At 54.5% G+C, this 18420-nt stretch carries 14 protein-coding genes; 12 read left to right on the plus strand and 2 right to left on the minus strand.

Annotation, left to right across the window (positions count from 1 at the left end; genetic code table 11):
- Nucleotides 1–180 precede the first annotated feature (180 nt).
- The gene (gene fliB, locus GZH47_RS18520) at nucleotides 181–1257 is read right to left on the minus strand and encodes a flagellin lysine-N-methylase (RefSeq protein ID WP_162642468.1); all 1077 of its coding nucleotides are present in this window, start codon (nucleotides 1255–1257) and stop codon (nucleotides 181–183) included.
- Nucleotides 1258–1612: 355 nt separating this feature from the next.
- Between fliB and GZH47_RS18525 the strand changes: the two genes are divergently transcribed.
- The 12 genes from GZH47_RS18525 to argH all read left to right on the plus strand — a co-directional run bounded on the left by GZH47_RS18525 (nucleotide 1613) and on the right by argH (nucleotide 16417).
- Nucleotides 1613–1810, plus strand: coding sequence for a cold-shock protein (locus GZH47_RS18525; RefSeq protein ID WP_161745713.1), 198 nt, complete (start codon nucleotides 1613–1615; stop codon nucleotides 1808–1810).
- 253 nt (nucleotides 1811–2063) lie between these two features.
- The gene (gene hpf, locus GZH47_RS18530) at nucleotides 2064–2609 is read left to right on the plus strand and encodes a ribosome hibernation-promoting factor, HPF/YfiA family (protein ID WP_162642469.1); all 546 of its coding nucleotides are present in this window, start codon (nucleotides 2064–2066) and stop codon (nucleotides 2607–2609) included.
- Between the two features lie 172 nt (nucleotides 2610–2781).
- Complete coding sequence (gene secA, locus GZH47_RS18535) at nucleotides 2782–5289, plus strand: preprotein translocase subunit SecA (RefSeq protein WP_162642470.1); 2508 nt, start codon at nucleotides 2782–2784, stop codon at nucleotides 5287–5289.
- A 57-nt stretch (nucleotides 5290–5346) separates the two neighbouring features.
- Nucleotides 5347–6460, plus strand: a protein-coding gene (gene prfB / locus GZH47_RS18540; RefSeq protein WP_162642471.1) for a peptide chain release factor 2 whose coding sequence is annotated in 2 segments (ribosomal slippage) — nucleotides 5347–5418 and nucleotides 5420–6460 — 1113 coding nt in all. Because the reading frame shifts where the segments join, the coding sequence is not laid out codon by codon here.
- A gap of 454 nt (nucleotides 6461–6914) precedes the next feature.
- Nucleotides 6915–7754, plus strand: a complete 840-nt coding sequence (locus GZH47_RS18545; RefSeq protein ID WP_162645318.1) for a YitT family protein — start codon at nucleotides 6915–6917, stop codon at nucleotides 7752–7754.
- Between the two features lie 135 nt (nucleotides 7755–7889).
- Nucleotides 7890–8939 carry an N-acetyl-gamma-glutamyl-phosphate reductase gene (argC, locus tag GZH47_RS18550; RefSeq protein ID WP_162642472.1) on the plus strand — a complete coding sequence of 350 codons (1050 nt, stop codon included), beginning with the start codon at nucleotides 7890–7892 and terminating at the stop codon, nucleotides 8937–8939.
- 82 nt (nucleotides 8940–9021) lie between these two features.
- The gene (argJ, locus tag GZH47_RS18555) at nucleotides 9022–10263 is read left to right on the plus strand and encodes a bifunctional ornithine acetyltransferase/N-acetylglutamate synthase (protein WP_162642473.1); all 1242 of its coding nucleotides are present in this window, start codon (nucleotides 9022–9024) and stop codon (nucleotides 10261–10263) included.
- Nucleotides 10264–10312: 49 nt separating this feature from the next.
- Nucleotides 10313–11101, plus strand: a complete 789-nt coding sequence (gene argB / locus GZH47_RS18560; RefSeq protein WP_162645319.1) for an acetylglutamate kinase — start codon at nucleotides 10313–10315, stop codon at nucleotides 11099–11101.
- A gap of 42 nt (nucleotides 11102–11143) precedes the next feature.
- Nucleotides 11144–12349, plus strand: coding sequence for an acetylornithine transaminase (locus tag GZH47_RS18565; protein ID WP_162645320.1), 1206 nt, complete (start codon nucleotides 11144–11146; stop codon nucleotides 12347–12349).
- A gap of 16 nt (nucleotides 12350–12365) precedes the next feature.
- Nucleotides 12366–13325 (plus strand): ornithine carbamoyltransferase, encoded by a 960-nt coding sequence (argF, locus tag GZH47_RS18570; RefSeq protein ID WP_162642475.1) that lies wholly within the window; start codon nucleotides 12366–12368, stop codon nucleotides 13323–13325.
- A gap of 356 nt (nucleotides 13326–13681) precedes the next feature.
- Entirely contained in the window at nucleotides 13682–14917 is a 1236-nt protein-coding gene (locus GZH47_RS18575; RefSeq protein ID WP_162642476.1) for an argininosuccinate synthase, read from the plus strand.
- Nucleotides 14918–15001: 84 nt separating this feature from the next.
- On the plus strand, nucleotides 15002–16417 hold the full coding sequence (gene argH / locus GZH47_RS18580; protein ID WP_162642477.1) for an argininosuccinate lyase: 1416 nt from the start codon (nucleotides 15002–15004) through the stop codon (nucleotides 16415–16417).
- Nucleotides 16418–16651: 234 nt separating this feature from the next.
- Here argH and GZH47_RS18585 read toward each other — a convergent pair whose 3' ends face one another.
- On the minus strand, nucleotides 16652–18136 hold the full coding sequence (locus tag GZH47_RS18585) for a VanW family protein (protein ID WP_162642478.1): 1485 nt from the start codon (nucleotides 18134–18136) through the stop codon (nucleotides 16652–16654).
- Between the last annotated feature and the right edge of the window lie 284 nt (nucleotides 18137–18420).

Genomic DNA, 18420 nt, shown 5'->3' on the forward strand with positions numbered 1-18420 from the left:
CGTTCAAAGAACATGCGCATATCTTTTGTTTGCCGTATCAACATTTTCAACGTTTTAACCTCGGGATGAACAACTTCTGAACGAATGGACCAACCCGTGATCTTATCTTTAAGAATTGAGTTATTTATTCCGAATTCCTCTAGTGTCGTCTAAATAGCTTAACACTACATTAAACTGCCTCTAATCTTTCAGAAAAACAATAAGTTCCGACAATTCCAGCAACCCTGATTGCTTCAAATGTTGTGTGACCATCTGTGTTGCAGGATGATGCTCATAGCGCTTTGTGAAAATTTGAATTGTCTCCACCGCTAGATGAGGATTCATTTCCTGCTTCTGTCCGGCAATTCCAACTAAGTGCCATTTCAGCATCGCATAGTAAACAACCATCAGCGCGAACGCGTCGCTGTTTTGCGAGAAATCAACGGTGCGGTACGCGTAGTTCACAAGATAATTTTCCAAGACGTACTCGTGCTTCTCGTTGAACAGCTCCATGTATGATTTCCATGCTTCTCCATAACGTATCGGATCATTACCATAGTAGGCTGTAATATTCCGATAGAGCGCGGCATATCGCTTTGTCTCTTTTTTCTCGTCCTTTAGCAACTCGACAAGGTAGTGGCTACGTTTAAACTGTTCCATGCGATTGCCTTTTACCTCACTTAGAATGCCGTGAAAATCTTCTTGTGCGAATGCGTGTTCCATACCGCGATATTGGTTCTGCCCGGTAAAATACATGGCGAGTACGATGAGCCGATCGGCAACGGTATACAATCGATTTTGTAGCATACCAAGGACAAGATCACGGACACTCTGAAAATATTCGTTCGAGTTAAACACATGTTGAACTGGTCCTGATTGATCGTGTTCTGAATAGTGAACATTGATCCCATCTGGATTTAGCAGGGCTAGCCGAGCGATCTCAGGGCAGGAAAGTGTCGCGGAAGCTTCCTTGACGCCATCTACTAATTGATAGCTGCGGGGATATTGATCGCACGTCGTCGATAAGTACGATTCGCCTAGATTGAGTTGAATCTTGCAGAGCTTGTCCTCATTCAAGAAAGCACAGCAATCGTTGCGGACGCGGAATTGATTGCCTTCTACATCTCGCATAATATTGAGTTCATTTCGGGGCACTGATTTATATTTACGCAACGTGCTTGCGTCAATCGTGACTCGCCAACCTGCACAGCATGTATCTTCACAGCTGGAACCAATGCACTTGAATTGTTCGAAGTAATCTGGGATTAACGAGGGCAAGGTAAATCCTCCATTCGTTACATATAGGGATGTGAACATTATACAAAAAATAGGTAGAAGATTCTATTAAGTCATATTGCTGTAGCGCGGGAACGCAACAGGATCTGTCTCGCGTTGTGGATATGTAGTAACGCGACTCTATCTCCCGATATCAATTTCAAAGTTCATTCTACTACATAATTTGACATTGGTGTGGTAATCTTACCTTGGGCTGCTCGATTGCAATTCTATAAGAAGTGAAATGTATTCGCTTACAAAAACTTATTGACAAATTTGTGAAGCCTCTGTTATATTCTGTTTGTGGGCCACGCTTACGTGATCTCGCAGCTATTTGAAGATGAAGGGAATGTTCTGAATGCAAGGTAAAGTTAAATGGTTCAACGCTGAAAAAGGTTACGGTTTCATCGAGACTGAGCAAGGCGGCGACGTATTTGTTCACTTCTCCGCAATCCAATCCGAAGGCTTCAAGACTCTTGAAGAAGGCCAATCGGTCGAATTCGACATCGTAGAAGGCGCTCGCGGCCCTCAAGCTGCTAACGTTCAAAAACTGTAATTATTCCGCTGTATAGCGGCCACATCATACACGGTTTGCACGCTTAACCGAATGTGATAAACAACAGCCCCGGGCAACCGGGGTTTTTTGTTGTTCTATTTAAAGACAGCGCGTTCTAAACGTGTTTAAAATAGCATTCTATTAAGTATCATTCGACACAAAGTTTTTAGATAATTCACAAAATACTGAAAATATCTTTGAGATCGCCCGAATAAGATGTTATAATAAGTTCATGTAAAAGGAGGAATGCCACATGAAATACAACATTCGAGGTCAACACATCTTAGTGACAGACGCCTTGCGCGAGTATGTCGAGAAGAAACTAAACCGCCTGGAAAAGTATTTTGAAGAGCCTTCAGCCTCCGAAACGAACGTAACGTTATCCGTTACGAAAGGTAGACATGTCATCGAGGTAACCATTCCGCTTGCGAGCGTGATGCTGCGAGCCGAGGAAAGAAGCGAGGATATGTACGCGTCCATTGATTTGGTGGTGGACAAACTGGAACGGCAAATACGCAAACATAAAACAAAAATAAATAGCAAGTTCAGAAAAGGAAACGGCATCCGGGCCATGTTCACGGACGAAGGATCGGCTGTACGCGTCATAGAGGAAGAGGAAGACTACGAACTGGTTCGCACGAAACGCTTCCTATTAAAGCCGATGGACGTTGAAGAGGCGATTCTTCAAATGAATATGGTAGGTCATTCCTTCTATATGTTCGCCAATTCGGATACGAAGGAAGTGAATGTGGTCTACCGCCGCAGCGACGGCCGATACGGCTTACTGGAAGCCGATTAGGATCAATCGCAAGCAAGCCCTGGGCAACCAGGGCTTCTTTTCATGTCGACGCAATGTCGTTGCACGGTTTACCCATCTTATTCCTAGGCTCCTAAAGGGCACTAACATTGCGAGAACAGCCGCAAACTGTTACAATTTATGCAAACAGGCGTAACATCGAAAGGGGAAGACCATGCTCGGACTTGTAAAGAAATTATTCGGAGACGCCAACGAACGAGAGATTAAGCGTCTTATGCGTACCGTAGAGGAAATCAATGGACTGGAGCCGCAGATCGCTCAGCTTTCGGACGAGGCCCTTCGAGAGAAGACGGTGGAATTCAGAGCCCGTCTGGAACAAGGAGAGGATATCGACGCTCTGCTCCCGGAGGCGTTCGCCGTTGTTAGAGAAGCGTCCAAACGCGTATTGGAAAAGCGTCATTACGATGTACAGCTGATTGGCGGTATGGTTCTTCATGAAGGACAAATCGCCGAGATGAAAACCGGTGAAGGTAAAACGCTGGTCGGAACGCTGGCCGTCTATTTGAATGCATTGCTTGGGAAAGGCGTTCACGTCGTTACCGTCAATGACTATCTCGCAATGCGCGACAGCGAGCAAATGGGTCAAGTGTATCAATTTCTAGGCATGACCGTCGGCTGCAACCTGCACGGCCTCTCGCATGATGAGAAGCAGGCAGCGTATGCATGCGATATCACATATGGAACGAATAATGAGTTTGGTTTCGACTACTTGCGCGACAACATGGTGCTGTATAAAGAACAAATGGTACAGCGTCCGCTTTATTTTGCCATTATCGATGAAGTGGATTCCATTCTTGTCGATGAAGCGCGTACGCCGCTTATCATCTCCGGTCAGGCGGCAAAGTCGACCGAGATGTATTTTGCAGCAGACCGTTTCGTGCAGCGTTTGAAAGAAGAAGAAGATTTCACGGTAGACATCAAGGTCCGTTCCGTCACGATGACGGACGAAGGCGTGGCGAAAGCCGAGAAAGCCTTCGGTATCGAGAACTTGTATGATCACGCTAATATCCTCATCAACCATCACATTCAACAGGCGCTGAAGGCGCATGTCATTATGAAGCGCGATGTCGACTATGTCGTTCAAGACGAAGAAGTCATGATCGTCGACGAATTCACGGGTCGTCTGATGCAGGGCCGCCGTTACAGCGATGGTCTGCACCAAGCGATCGAAGCGAAGGAACAGATCAAGGTTCAGAACGAGAGCATGACGCTCGCGACGATCACGTTCCAGAACTACTTCCGGATGTACCGCAAGCTGGCCGGCATGACCGGTACGGCGAAGACAGAGGAAGAAGAGTTCAAGAAAATCTACGGTCTTGAAGTTATTCAAGTGCCGACGAACCGGAAGAATATCCGGAACGATATCGCGGACGTCGTCTACAAGACGGAGAACGGCAAGTTCAAAGCGGTTGTCGAGGAAATCGTCAAACGCCACGCGAACAAGCAGCCGGTACTGGTCGGTACGGTTTCCATCGAGAATTCCGAGAAACTGTCCGAGATGCTGAAGAAACGCGGCATCCAGCATAAGGTGCTCAATGCGAAGTATCATGCCGAGGAAGCGGAAATCATCTCGCGCGCGGGTATCTCGGATTCGGTTACGATCGCGACGAACATGGCCGGCCGCGGTACGGATATTTTGCTTGAGAACGGCGTCGGCGAGCTTGGCGGTCTGCATATCATCGGTACGGAACGCCATGAGAGCCGTCGGATCGATAACCAGCTTCGCGGTCGTGCAGGACGTCAAGGCGACCCGGGTTCATCGCAGTTCTATCTGTCCCTCGAGGATGATCTTATGCGCCGGTTCGGCTCCGAGAACATCATGGGCATGATGGAACGCCTCGGCTTCGAGGAAGACCAGCCGATCGAGAGCCGGCTCATCTCGCGTGCGATCGAATCCGCGCAGAAGCGGGTAGAGGGTAATAACTTCGATCAGCGTAAAATCGTACTCCAATACGATGACGTCATGAACCAGCAGCGTGAGATCATTTATAAGCAGCGCCGCGAGGTGCTTTTCTCCGAGAATATCCGCGAGATCGTGCTTGAGATGGTTAAGCCTAGCATTACGAAGATCGTAGAAGCGCACTGCCCTTCGGACGATGTTCCGGAGAACTGGGAGCTGCAGGAGATCGTCGATTACGCGGAAGGCAACTTCCTGAACGAGGACATGATCACGAAGGATGATCTGTGGGGCAAGGAACCGCAGGAAATCATCGAATTCCTGTACGACAAAGTAATCGGTTTGTATGATCAGCGCGAAGAAGAAATCGGCGCGGAAACGATGCGCGAATTCGAGAAGGTCGTCGTACTGCGCGCGGTAGACAGCAAATGGATGGATCATATCGATGCGATGGACCAGCTGCGTCAAGGGATTCACTTGCGCGCATACGGCGGTACCGATCCGCTTCGCGAATATCAATTCGAAGGCTTCGAGATGTTCAAGGAAATGATCGAACATATTCAAGAAGAAGTGACGAAATATATCATGAAGGCGCATGTCGAGAACAACTTGGAGCGTCAAGAGGTTGCCAAAGGCCAAACGGAATCCGGCGGCAGCAGCGAGAATGCGCAGAAACGCCCTGTCCGCAAAGACGAGCGCGTGAAGCGCAACGATCCATGCCCTTGCGGCAGCGGCAAGAAATACAAGCAGTGTCATGGACAATAGGCCCAGCTTTTGCATAAGGTAGGACATAGAACCGAACTTTGAGGTGAAGCGACAGTCATGTTAGATACAACGGTTAAACAAGACCTGCGTGAAATGGCGAAGCGTCTCCAAGAACTCAGGGGGTCTCTTTGACTTAGATATTAAGCAGGAGATGATCTTGAATTTCGAAGAGAAAATGAGCGCCCCCGACTTCTGGGACGACAACGAGCGTGCGCAAAGCACAATCGCGGAACTAAATGCCGTGAAATCCGTCGTGGACCAATACGAACGGATGAACAGCGAGCAGGAAGATCTGCAGACGATGCTGGAGCTGGCGGAAGAGGAAGACGACGAGGACATTTACGCCGATCTCAAGAAGAGCGTAACTGAACTCGTAGCGAAAGTAAGCGAGTTTGAGCTGCAGCTGCTGCTTAATGAGCCTTACGATAAGCTGAACGCGATCCTCGAGCTGCATCCGGGCGCCGGCGGCACGGAGTCGCAGGATTGGTGCCAGATGCTGTACAGGATGTACACGCGCTGGGCCGAGAAGCACGGCTTCAAGATCGAGCTGCTCGATTATTTGGCCGGAGACGAGGCGGGCATCAAGAGCGTCACGATTTCCGTTAAAGGTTACAATGCCTACGGGTATTTGAAAGCGGAAAAAGGCGTGCACCGGCTCGTGCGGATTTCTCCGTTCGACGCTGCGGGACGCCGGCATACTTCCTTCGTTTCCTGCGACATTATGCCGGAGATCGACGACGATATCGAAATCGATATCCGCAGCGAGGATTTGAAGGTGGATACCTACCGGGCGAGCGGCGCCGGCGGTCAGCACATCAACAAGACGGAGTCGGCCATCCGGATCACGCACGTTCCATCCGGCATCGTCGTTTCGTGCCAAACGCAGCGTTCGCAGATCCAGAACCGGGAGCGCGCGATGCAGATGCTTCGTTCCAAGCTCTATGAGCGGAAGATCGAAGAGCAGCAGAAGCATCTCGCGGAAATTCGCGGCGAACAATCCGATATCGCATGGGGCAGCCAGATTCGCTCTTATGTGTTCCATCCGTACAGCATGGTGAAGGACCACCGGACTTCGGTGGAAACCGGCAACGTCGGCGCGGTCATGGACGGAGATCTGGATTCGTTCATTGACGGATACTTGCGCAGCAAAATCCGCCATGACGACAATTAAGCCGATTATCGCTTTGGATGCATAGGGATTGCAGAGAGTTCCGACACTGATAAGTGTTGGAACTCTTTTTGCATGCCCAAAAACACATAACCGCAGTAAAGAGGCAGCGTATCGAAGGATCAAAGAAGTCATACATAAAGCGTGCGAGCGAGCGGCTGGGAATGCGGTAAAGGCAAAGAAACGAACAGAGCGAACGGCATGGAAACCGGTAAAGCAAGCGGATCCGGCGGCGGTAACATGAAAAGGAGCGATATAGACATCCATGAGCAATCATTCACATCCTAAGCAGCAGAACAACCAAAAGAACAACCAAAAGAACAACCAAAAGAACAACCAAAAGAACAACCAGCAGAACAACCAGCAGAACAACCGGCAGAAGGGGACAGAACAGGTTCCGATACCGAGAGAGCAAATAAACCGCGAAGCTCGCGCCAACAAGCGCAAGGCTCGGGACATGAATGCCAGAACGGAGACTTTGCTAAGCGTCGTGCTGCTGCTAGCGGGATCCTTCCTAATTGCATTCAGCTTCAATGTCTTTCTCGTACCGCTAGGCATCGCATCCGGCGGCGTGTCGGGCATATCTATCCTCGTTCATTATGAGACAGGCATCCCGCCGGCCTATACGCAATGGGCGCTCAACGTACCCTTGTTCTTGCTCGGGCTGTGGCTGCTCGGCAAGCGATTTGCGCTGAAGACGGCGCTGGGTTCATTCCTGCTGCCGCTATTCGTGCTCTTCACCTCTCATTGGGAGCCGCTGACGGACAACGCCATGCTGGCCTCCATCTATGGCGGGATCGGCGTGGGAGCAGGGCTTGGCCTTGTGTTTCGCGGCAAGGCATCGACAGGGGGGCTGGATCTGGCTGCGCAGCTGCTGCATCGCTATACGGGCGTCCGCTTGGGGCTGGCCGTCCCGGCTTTTGATGGTATCGTCATCGCGGCGGCGGGCATCCTGATCGCGCCGGAAAATGCGCTTTATGCACTGGTCGGGTTGTTCGCCACGAGCAAGACAATCGATTTTGTGCAGACGGGTCTTGCGATCTCGAAAGTCGCGTTCGTGATCTCCGACCATCCGGAGGAGATCACTCAGGTCGTGCTGCATGATCTGGACCGCGGACTTACGAAGCTGGACGCCCACGGCGGATACACGGGCGAATCGAGGACGGTGTTGATGGTCGTGGTCGGCAGAGGCGAGGTATCGAAGCTGAAAAGCTTGGTCAGAACGGCTGATCCCGGAGCGTTCGTCATTATCAGCGACACCGCGGAAGTGTTGGGGGAAGGGTTCCAATTACCCTGAAAACGAGCCGAATTTCTCGTTGTATTTATATGAATACCTATGTATAATAATACAGAGTAAAAGCTATTTCCACGATCCTTCCGTTTGTGTACAATGAATGAATAACTAGGAAGGATAAGGATGGGAGAGACGGACATGAGCACAGTGGTAAGAGCAGCGATCATTGGATCGACCGGTTACGGCGGCGTAGAGCTGATTCGGCTCCTGGCGGGACACCCGCAGGTTGAAGTGACGTCGGTCGTTTCCTCTTCGAGCGCAGGCGCGCCGATCGCGGAGGGTTTTCCGCATTTGAATGAAATTCGTACAGACTTGCTGGATGACGTCGATCCGGCGCTCTTGAAGAGCAAGGCCGATGTAGTATTCATCGCGACGCCCGCGGGCGTTGCGTCCAAAATAACGCCGCTGCTGCTTGCAGAAGGCTTGAAGGTCATTGATATTTCCGGCGACCATCGGTTGAAGGACCGCTCGGAATATGAGACATGGTATAAGAAAGAACCGGCTGCGCAGGAGTACTTGGACCAAGCGGTCTTCGGTTTGTGCGAGGTTTACGGGGAATCCGTGCGCGGCGCGGACCTGATCTCCAATCCCGGCTGCTTCCCGACGGCGACGCTGCTTGGACTGGTACCTGCGGTGAAAGCGGGTCTGATCGATCCGGCTTCGATCATCATCGATGCTAAATCCGGCGTTTCGGGCGCAGGACGCGGCGTGAGCCTGGGTAACCACTATTCAGAAGTCAACGAGAACTTCAAAGCTTATAAAATCAACAAGCATCAGCATATCCCGGAAATCGAGCAAGTGCTTTCGGATATTGCGGGCAAGAAGGTCGTCACGACGTTCACGACGCATCTCGTTCCGATGACGCGCGGCATCATGAGCACGATGTACGCATCGATGACCGGCAATCATACGAATGAAGATTTCATCTCGCTGTATCGCAATTATTATGAAGGCCGCCCTTTCGTGCGCATTCGCCAGAACGGCGTGTGGCCGGCGACCAAAGAAGTATCGGGCTCCAACTATTGCGACATCGGCTTTGCCGTTGATCCGCGGACGAACCGCGTCACGATCGTATCGGTCATCGATAACCTCGTGAAGGGCGCTGCAGGGCAAGCCATTCAGAATCTCAATTTGATGATGGGCTGGGACGAGTCGCTGGGACTCAGATTCGTACCGGTTTATCCTTAAGAATAGTATGAATATGCTTTCACATTGCAAGCTGGAGCGTTGTGCGCGGTGTGAAAAACGCAGAAGGAGAAGCGATTGAACAATGGGACAGGGGAACACATCCGCATCATACACGGTCGTGCCGAACGGCTCGGTCACGACCCCCAAAGGCTTTAAAGCCGCCGGCCTGCACTGCGGCCTGAAGAAAACGACGCGCCACGACCTTGGCGCTATCGTATGCGAAGTACCCGCCGCGGCAGCTGGCGTGTACACGACGAACGCGTTCCAGGCGGCACCGATCGCCGTCACGCGCGCGAGCATCGGCGCAGGCGGCAAGCTGCGCGCCGTCATTGTCAACAGCGGCAACGCCAACGCGTGCACCGGCGAGCAGGGCGAAGCAGACGCGTACGAGATGCGCAGCGCGTTCGCGCAGGCCATCGGCGTGCCGGCGGAGCAGGTAGCGGTAGCATCGACGGGCGTCATCGGCGAGCTGCTGAAGATGGACCGCGTACGCGGCGGCATCGCGGAACTGCCGGCTCGGCTTGGCGATTCCTATGAAGCGGCGGATGATTTCTGCCAAGCGATTCTGACGACGGACCTCGTGAAGAAGGAAGTCTGCGTGTCCGTCACGGTGGACGGCAAGGCCGTACATATCGCTGGCGCGTCCAAAGGCAGCGGCATGATCCATCCGAACATGGCGACGATGCTCGGCTTCGTGACGACGGATGCTGCCATCGGCAGCGAGACGCTGCATAAGCTGCTTCGTCAAGTGACGGACCTGACGTTCAACATGATCACCGTGGACGGAGACACAAGCACGAACGATATGCTGGTCGCGATGGCGAGCGGGCTGGCGGGCAACGAAGAGCTGACGGAAGCGCATGCGGATCTTGCCGCATTCGCCGAAGGGCTTTGCTACGTGTGCGAAGTGCTGGCCAAAGCGATCGCACGCGACGGCGAAGGTGCTACCAAGCTGGTCGAAGTGCAAGTGCGCGGCGCGGAGAACGCTGCATCGGCACAGGCGATCGCGAAGACGGTCATCGGTTCCTCGCTCGTGAAGTCCGCTGTATTCGGCGCCGATGCGAACTGGGGACGGATCATTGCGGCGGTCGGCCGCGCAGGCGTACCGGTCAATCCGGAGACGGTCGATATCGCGCTCGGCGACATCGTTACGTTGACGCAGTCCCGTCCGGTAGCATTCGACGAGGAAGCTGCGCTGGAATATTTGAAGGGCGACACGGTCGTCATTCACGTCGACCTGCACATGGGCGAAGGCGCCGCAACGGCATGGGGCTGCGACCTGACCTATGATTACGTCCGCATTAACGCGGCGTATCGGACCTAGGCGGCTATACGAAACGATGAATCTCGGTATGAAGGGAACGGAAGCTGATATGGAACAACGGTTTGTCATGAAATGCGGAGGCAGCACGCTGGCGGCGCTGCCGGCTTCCTTTTTCGAGGATTTGCGCGACTTGCAGGCGCGGGGCGTGAAAGCGGTCATCGTGCACGGCGGCGGTCCGGCGATTTCCGAAACGCTCGGCAAGCTCGGCATCGAGAGCGAGTTCGTGGGCGGTCTGCGCAAGACGAGCAACGAGGTGCTGGATGTCGTCGAGATGGTGCTGGCTGGACGCATTAACAAGGAAATCGTCCGCCGCATCCAACAAAGCGGAGCGAAGGCGCTCGGCCTCTCCGGCGTGGACGGCGAATTGATTAAGGCGCAGCCGGTTGCGAACGCGGCCGAGATCGGCTTCGTCGGCGACGTCACGGACGTGAACGCCGCGATTATCGAAGGCGTGATGGGCATGGGCTATATACCGGTCATCGCGCCGATCGGCATCGATGCGGCAGCGCAGCGTTACAACATCAACGCGGACACGGCGGCAGGGGCGGTTGCTTCCCGCCTCGGCGTAGAGCGGATGATCGTCGTAACCGACGTGCCGGGCATCATGAAGACGGTGAACGGCGAGAAGCAGGTACTGCCGTCCGTGACGGTAGTAGAGATCGAAGCGATGATCGCCAGCGGCGAGATTTACGGCGGCATGATTCCGAAGGTGCGAGCGGCGATCGCCTGCATCCAAGGCGACGTGAAGGAAGTCGTGATCGTCAACGGCGACATGCCTGGCGTACTTAGCAAAGTCGTGCTCGAAGGCGGCATTGGCACGCGGATCGTCCAGCAATAATCCATTTATTTTAAATGAGAGGGTGAACGTAAGATGAGCGATATGAACAAAGACGCAGCAGCCAACGGCGGAAGCTCGCTGTTCCCGACGTACGCAAGATATCCGATCTCCTTGGTGAAAGGAGAAGGCAGTTGGCTGTGGGACGACCAAGGTAACAAATACCTGGACTTTATGTGCGGCATTGCCGTCACGAACCTCGGCCACGCGCCGAAGCCGGTGAAGGACGCGCTCGTAAAGCAGCTCGACGAGCTGTGGCATGTCTCCAACCTGTTCCACATTCCGAACCAGGAAGCGGCAGCGAAGCTGCTCACGGACAATAGCCCGGCGGACGCGGTCTTCTTCTGCAGCACGGGCGCGGAAGCCAACGAAGCTGCGATCAAGCTCGCTCGCCGTTATCAGCAGAAAGTGAAGGGCAATGGCCGCTACGAGATTCTTACGTTCGCCCAATCCTTCCACGGACGCACCTTGGCGACGCTGACGGCGACCGGCCAAGAGAAAGTGAAAGAAGGCTTCCTGCCGTTGCCTGAAGGCTTCCGCTACATTCCGCTGCACGACATCGAGGCGCTGGAAGCGGCGATTACGGACCGGACAGCTGCAGTCATGATCGAGACGATTCAAGCCGAAGGCGGCATCATTCCGGTAGAACCGGCTTTCCTTGCGCATTTGGCGAAGCTGTGCAAAGAGCGCGGCGTTCTGCTCATCATCGACGAGATCCAAACGGGCATGGGACGTACGGGCAAAATGTTCGGATTCCAGCATTACGGCATCGAACCGGATATTTTCACCCTGGCCAAAGGGATCGGAAGCGGCTTCCCGGTCGGCGCGATGCTGGCCAAAGGCGAGCTGGCCGAGGCGTTCTCGGCAGGCAGCCACGGTTCCACGTTCGGCGGTACGCCGATTGCAACGGCCGTCGTGAAAGCGACGATCGAAACGCTGTTGAAAGAGAAAGCGGCTGACCGCGCGGCGGAAACAGGCGAATACCTGATGAACGAACTGCGCGGCAAACTGGCCGGCAATCCATTCGTGAAGGACGTTCGCGGCAAAGGCCTGTTAGTGGGCATCGAGTGCACGGGGCCGGTCGCGCCAATCATTGCGGAAGGGCAGAAACGCGGCTTGCTCGTCATTACGGCGGGACCAAACGTCGTTCGTCTGCTTCCAAGCCTGCTGGTATCGCGTGAAGAAGTCGATCAAGCGGTAAGCATCCTGAGCTCGATTTTCGCAGACCAAACGGCTGCGGCGCAGTTGTAACGAGAGGAGATTCACCATGTCCCAATTGTTAAAAGAAGAGCTCGCGGTCAGCCTGAAAGGCCGCGATTTTATAGAACTGTCCGATTACACGCCGGATGAAATCCGGTACCTGATCGATCTTGCGATCGAGCTGAAACGCAAGCTGAAGGCGGGCGAGACGTATCATCCGTTGAAAGGCAAGACGCTCGGGATGATCTTCGAGAAATCGTCCACGCGCACGCGCGTATCGTTCGAGGTTGGCATGTACCAGCTTGGCGGCCAGGCGCTGTTCCTGAGCCGCAACGATCTGCAAATCGGCCGCGGGGAGACCGTGTCCGATACCGCGCAAACCTTGTCGCGTTACTTGGACGGCATGATGATCCGCACGTTCGCGCATCGCACGGTCATCGAGCTTGCCCGCGCGGCGACGGTACCGGTCATTAACGGCCTTACAGATCTGGCGCATCCGTGCCAGGTGCTGGCCGACTACCAAGCGGTGCTGGAGCACAAAGGCCGCCTGGAAGGGCTCAAAATCGCCTATATCGGCGATGGCAACAACATGGTTCACTCGCTGCTCATCGGCGCGGCGAAGCTAGGCATGCACATGTCGGTCGCGACGCCGGAAGGCTACGAGCCGGATGAGGATGTCGTACGCATGGCGAAGGATTACGCAGCTGAGACGGGTTCGCGCATTACCGTTTGCCGCGATCCGCGCGAAGCGATCGAAGGCGCGGACGTCGTATATACGGACGTATGGGCAAGCATGGGCTTCGAAGCCGAGCAGAAAGAACGCGAAATGGCATTCGCGAGCTACCAAGTGAACGAAGAGCTCGCCAGCTACGCGAAGAGCGACTTCATCTTCATGCACTGCCTGCCCGCGCACCGCGGCGAAGAAGTCAGCGAAGGCATCATCGACGGCAAGCATTCTATTATTTTCGACCAAGCGGAGAACCGCCTGCACGCGCAGAAAGCGATTATGGCTGCTATTATGGGTTAATGTTGTTAAGTTTTTGGCTTTGATTTAGATTTAAGTTTTTGTATTGGTTAGGCGTTGGTACTGGTACAGTAGACGTTGTCTGGCTTTTATGCTCGTCTTATACTCGGCCTAGATCAATGCCTAGGCCGCACCGGTTTTTCTACCCCAGCTCACTCCGGGAATTGCGTTAAGAAGTGCCCGGAGGGCGGGGAGGAGTCGGAGCAACGAAGTGGTCGCCTTTGTAGTCGGATTTCACCCAATTTATAATTGAGGTGATCAAAGAAATCCGACTACAACAGCGAGCGCAGAACCACCCCGCCCGCAGGGCATGCACTTAAGCATTTTCCCGAAATTATCATCCATTAAGGAGCGTACTTATGGCAAAGGAAAAAATCGTTCTCGCATACTCCGGCGGTCTAGACACGTCCGTCATCTTGAAATGGCTCAAAGAAACCTACGACGCGGAAATCATCGCTTTCACGGCCGACATCGGCCAAAAGGACGAGCTCGACGGCCTGGAAGCGAAGGCGTTGGCAACTGGCGCGTCCAAAGTATACATCGACGACCTGCGCGACGAGTTTGCGCAAGATTTCATCTACCCGATGTTCCAATCCGGCGCGCTGTATGAAGGCCAGTACCTGCTCGGCACGTCCATCGCGCGTCCGCTTATCGCGAAACGCATGGTCGACATCGCGCGCGCGGAAGGCGCGACGGCGATCGCGCACGGCGCGACGGGCAAAGGCAACGACCAAGTGCGCTTCGAGCTGACGGCTGCCGCTCTGGCACCGGACATCGCCGTCATCGCGCCTTGGCGCCTCGAAGAATTCCGCGAGCAGTTCCCGGGCCGCGCGGAAATGATCGCGTACGCGGAGAAGCACGACATTCCGGTACAGGCTTCCGCGGCGAAGCCGTACTCCATGGACCGCAACCTGCTGCACATCAGCTTCGAGAGCGGCATGCTGGAAGATCCGTGGTTCGATCCGAGCAGCGACGACAACAAGGGCATGTTCGTATTGTCCGTCTCCCCTGAGGATGCGCCGGATCAATCCGAATACGTAGAGCTGACGTTCGAAGCCGGCAATTGCATCGCCATTAACGGCGAACAGCTGAGCCCGCTGCAAGTCATGGAGAAGCTGAACGAGCTGGGCGGCAAGCACGGCATCGGCCGCGTCGACATGGTCGAGAACCGTTTTGTCGGCATGAAGAGCCGCGGCGTCTACGAGACACCGGGCGGCACGATCCTGTTCACCGCGCATCGCAAAATGGAATCGCTCACGATGGACCGCGACGTCATGCACCTGCGCGACTCGCTCATTTCCAAATACGCATCGCTCGTATATAACGGCTTCTGGTTCGCGCCGGAGCGTCTTGCGCTGCAAGCGCTCGTGCTGGAAAGCCAGAAGAACGTCACCGGCGTCGTTCGCCTGAAGCTGTACAAAGGCAACGTCATCGGCGCAGGCGTGAAGAGCCCTGTCAGCCTGTACAACCCGGACATCGCGACGATGGAAGCCGATCCGTCCAAAGCTTACGATCAAGGCGACGCAACCGGCTTTATCCGCTTGAACGCGCTTCGCCTGAAAGTATCGTCCGGCGTCGAGCAGAACAAGAAGTAATAACGACAGACCCGTGCCGGCGCACCATGCCGGTCCGGGTCGTTCGTCAGAAAAGGCACGAAACGATAAAGGAGTGCACCGCTTGTGAGTAAATTATGGGGCGGCCGGTTCACGAAGAAAACCGACCAGCTGGTTGAAGAATACACGGCATCGATAACATTTGATAAAGAATTGGCCGAGGAAGACATTCAAGGCAGTTTGGCGCACGTAACGATGCTGGGCAAGCAGGGCATCCTGCCGGCCGCGGACGTGGAGACGATCAAGGACGGCTTGCATCGCGTCTTGCAGCGCATCAAGCGCAACGACTTGGAGTTTTCAATCGCAGACGAAGACATCCATATGAACATCGAGAAGACGCTGATTGACGATATCGGCTCCGTAGGCGGCAAATTGCATACGGGACGCAGCCGTAATGACCAGGTTGCGACGGATATGCACCTGTACTTGCGCAAACGCGTCGTCGAATTCGTCGACATGCTTCAGAAGCTGCAGGAGGCGCTCGTTTCGCAGGCGAAAGCCAATATCGATACGATCCTTCCGGGCTATACGCATCTTCAGCGCGCGCAGCCGATCCTGTTCGCGCATCATATGATGGCTTACGTCAGCATGTTCGGCCGCGACATCGAGCGTCTGCAGGACAGCTACAAGCGCGTGAACATGCTGCCGCTCGGCGCCGGCGCGCTCGCAGGCACGACGTTCCCGATCGACCGCCATTTCGTGGCGAGCCAATTGAAATTCGACCGCGTGTACGAGAACAGCCTGGATGCCGTCAGCGACCGCGATTTCATCTTGGAATTCCTGTCGCATGCGTCGATCATCATGATGCATCTGTCTCGTCTGAGCGAGGAGCTTATCCTCTGGTCGAGCACGGAGTTCCATTTCGTGGAGCTGGATGATGCGTTCTGCACGGGCAGCAGCATCATGCCGCAGAAGAAGAATCCCGACGTGCCCGAGCTTGTCCGCGGTAAGACGGGCCGTGTCTACGGCAACCTCGTCGGCCTGCTGACCGTACTGAAGTCGCTGCCGCTGGCGTACAACAAGGACATGCAGGAAGACAAAGAAGGCATGTTCGATACCGTTCGCACGCTGCAAGGCGCACTTCAGTTGTTTGCGCCGATGATCGCGACAATGAAGGTCAACAAGGACAGGATGCGTCAAGCCGTCAATCAGGATTTCTCCAACGCGACGGATATCGCCGACTTCCTCGTCGGCAAAGGCTTGCCGTTCCGTCAAGCGCATGAGGTCATCGGCAAAACGGTGCTCTACTGCATCCAGCAGGGCAAATATTTGCTCGACCTGACGCTCGATGAATTCAAGCAATTCTCCTCGTTGTTCGATGATCGGATCTACAGCGTATTGCAGCCGGAGAATGTCGTGAACGCCCGTAACGTTTACGGCGGCACGGCAACGAAACAGGTCACGGAAGCCATCGTTCGCGCGGAAGGCGAATTGGCGGGAACGGCGTCTTGGGTCACGGAATACGCGGAACGCAGCCGCTAATTGAATCACATGCATACGATAAAGCCCCGTCCCGGGCTGACGAATTCACGGTCAGCGCTCCGAGACGGGGCTTTTTTATGTATCGGATCGCCAGTGGAGGAAACCCAACTCTGTATCCCGCTTATTTCGCTGTTGCTTACTTCGCCTTGCTTCCCACGTCTTGTATACTCAGCCTTGCTTACTCAGCCTCGTTCACCTAGCTATACTTACCATTCCTTTCTTATGCTGCCTCGCTTACTCCGCCACGCCGTCCTCCAGCAGCGGCTTCTCCTTCTCCAGGCTGCCGCCGGGCGAGGTTTGCTCCGGTGCAACGGCATATACGGTTGGCTGCGCTTTATACGTATCACGCGAGACCCGGCTGCTCGATACGGCCTTGCCGTCGACAAGCTTGGAGCGGAACGTTTCTACGATGTAGCCGGACTTGCCGGAAGTCAGCAAAAGCCTGGAACCTGGTTGAAGCGAGGCGCGCGCCACTTCCTTGACCGACGGCGCAATCGTGCGAATCGTCTTCGACGTAATGGCGTAGCTGACGTTTTTCGGCATCGTACCGAACAGCTTCACGGTCAACTGCCGGTCTTTCACGGCCGTGCGGATGACCAGCGTTTTGCCTGTCGTGTTCTTGAAGCGGAAATTGATGGCCCCTTCCGCGAAGGTCGCATCCTGCCCGAGCGGCAGGTAAGCGACGGGCAATGAATGGTTACGCCGCTCTACTAGTTCGAGTCCCGACCGCAGCACCGCATTGTACAAGGTACTGGAAACTTGGCAGATGCCGCCGCCGACGCCTTCGACAAAAGCGCCGTTCAGAATGACCGGTGCCGCGCGGTAACCGTAATGTTCGTTCGTGGCCGAGACGACTTTGCCGTAGTCGAACACTTCGCCCGGCGCAAGCGTCCACCCATTCAGCGTGCGGGCGGTCATCTCAACGTTATACGCGCGTCCGGTGCCGCTCGTTCTGAAGGTTGTCGTGAACGAAGCGATCATCCGGTCGACGCCCTCGGCTTTCAGTCGATCGAGCGTGACCGAAGGATGAACGACTTTCAGCTCCACTTGGATGCTGACCGGCTTCATGGCGCTGCTCCAGCCGCGGCCAATGGCTTGTTCCACCGCCTGCACCGCCTGCTTGAACATCTTGTCCGTGTCCAGACGGTAGGCATCCTTATGGGCGGCGTATGCGATCTGATCGTCGTCTGTAATCGTCCGCTTCGCATTGACAGGATCTCCGGCATCGAGATAGCCCCACTCGCTCCGCATCTGCTTGACGAACTGTGCCTGATTCCAGTTCGCGCTGACGCTTAACCGCTCGGGGAAATGCCATCGGGCTTTCGCGCGTTCCAGCACGCTCCCGTTGCCTAACGTACCAAGCGCCGCTGCGGCTGCACGGGCGTCGACGGATAGGCCGAGCTGGGCCAGCGTCCACGATTTCGGCTTGGTGCCGGGAGGTCCGCCTTTCACGGTCAGCCGCAGCTGCTCCAAGGCCGCTTGGCGATTCGTGATTTTCTGTTTGGCCTCGGCTATGTTCAGGCTGCCGAGATCGACAACCGCTTCGCTTTTGAGCGGGATCATGCCTTTCCCCGAACTTGTGCCGTCAAGTGCCAGAGACAGCTTCTCGGGTACCGTTTTCTGCGATGCATACACCCAAATGCCGCCCCAGCCGGCGGAGAACAGCAGCAGACACAGGACGAGCAGCGTCCAAGTGAGATGGATCCATTTGATTTTCACTTCACTCAACTCCTTGAACTATAGGAATGGATAAGGTTCACCTCATGTTTAAGCTTATATTTCTGCGGAATAGACGCGCCGCGCTCGCCTAAGAAGAACACGGTCTTAGAAGCGATTCGTACATGTATATGCAGAGCCAGGCTGTTTTTTGCTAACAAGCTGTCAAGCTAGCGGATTTGTCGAAAAATATATGCCTTTATACACGCAATTCGCCAAAAGACATTCATGAGAATTATGAAAAATGCAGAATGTGGGACTTTCGTAGAGGATTTAACACCCTTATG

It is taken from the genome of Paenibacillus rhizovicinus (genome assembly GCF_010365285.1).
GTDB lineage: Bacteria > Bacillota > Bacilli > Paenibacillales > Paenibacillaceae > Paenibacillus_Z > Paenibacillus_Z rhizovicinus.